Below are 1,198 nucleotides of genomic sequence, written 5' to 3' on the forward strand. Positions count from 1 at the left end.
GCCTGATTTTATGGGCATACATGCCGCCCAGCGCCGCCACATCCAGCGCAAACGCCGGGTGCTTTTCATCGTCAACCGATTTTTTCTCTATCTGCTGATGCGCCGCATCCACAATATTGCGCCCGGCGGTCACTTTCAGGTCTTGCGCGTGTAATTTGGCATTAATCGCCACTGAACGGGCGATAATATCGGTGTAACTTTGCTGTGTGCTGTCCATGCCGCGCCCGTCAATCCGCACTTCCCCCTGATTGACATCAAACCCTTTCAGCCGGCCCTGTTCCATCAGCGCCTGTCCGGTGGTGAGCGTAGTGCGATGTGAGTTAATGAAACCGCAACCGTTACAGGTGATGCCCGAAGGATTGGCAATAATCACCTCGGCTTTATGGCCGGCTACTTCAATCCAGCCGTTGAGGCGACTGGGGTCACGACTGTTGACCTCGTTAAGAATAATGCTGGCGTCTCCTTTGGCTAGCCACGGATTGCCCGCGACCATACCCCCCAGTTGCGTCTGGGTGGCCTGATGGCTGTTATTGAGGATCACTCCCTGTTTATCCACGTCAAACTGACGGTAGGTATTGTGGGAAACGCCGTCGGCGCCGGGGGTCTGGATATTGACCTGCGGCGTACCGTTGGCGCTGCGAACGATGGTCGGTTGCTGGCGCCCCGGCGCCTGTCCGTCGGCCACAATCGCCGCCTGCGCGGTGAGCGAAATCCCGCCAAGGGCGAATAACAATCCAAACCGTAGCGCGGTGAGTCGGCAACGATGCTGCGGTGAAGAGGGGCGATGAGCGCGACGTCCGGCTCTTCCCCGTCCGGCCCGCGCTATCTCGGCCACCACCATCCACAGCTGGCGAGATGGATTAAAGATAATACGATATAACTGCTTGTTCATGATTTTTGCTCCACACAACACTACCCACCGGCAGTTTTGTTATTTGAATTAATACTGCCAATACAGGTTGAATCCGGCCGTGACGGGGGAAGTTTGGAAACCAGCGGGTTTGGACAGCGGGACGCCGACAAACAGGTCGTAGCTCACCTTTTTCAGGCTGCCGCGCCAGCCCAGAGCGCTCCCCGCCAGGTGTTTTCCGAGCAGCGCGTCACTGCCCCGGCCGCCCACTTCGCCATAATCCATTGCCAGATACAGCGACTGCCCGCGCAGCGGGGTCTGCCAGTCCAGTTCGTTGCGGCTGTACCA

General features: G+C 57.9%; 2 protein-coding genes. Both read right to left on the reverse strand.

The window, feature by feature from the left end; translation table 11 throughout:
* Window positions 1-892, reverse strand: an 892-nt coding sequence (locus Phpb_RS09250; RefSeq protein WP_122983175.1) for a two-partner secretion domain-containing protein, incomplete at its 3' end; no start/stop codon positions are given.
* Between the two features lie 48 nt (window positions 893-940).
* Window positions 941-1,198, reverse strand: a 258-nt coding sequence (locus Phpb_RS09255) for a ShlB/FhaC/HecB family hemolysin secretion/activation protein (protein ID WP_276204263.1), incomplete at its 5' end; no start/stop codon positions are given.

It is taken from the genome of Photorhabdus namnaonensis, assembly GCF_001684335.1.
GTDB classification, from domain to species: domain Bacteria; phylum Pseudomonadota; class Gammaproteobacteria; order Enterobacterales; family Enterobacteriaceae; genus Photorhabdus; species Photorhabdus namnaonensis.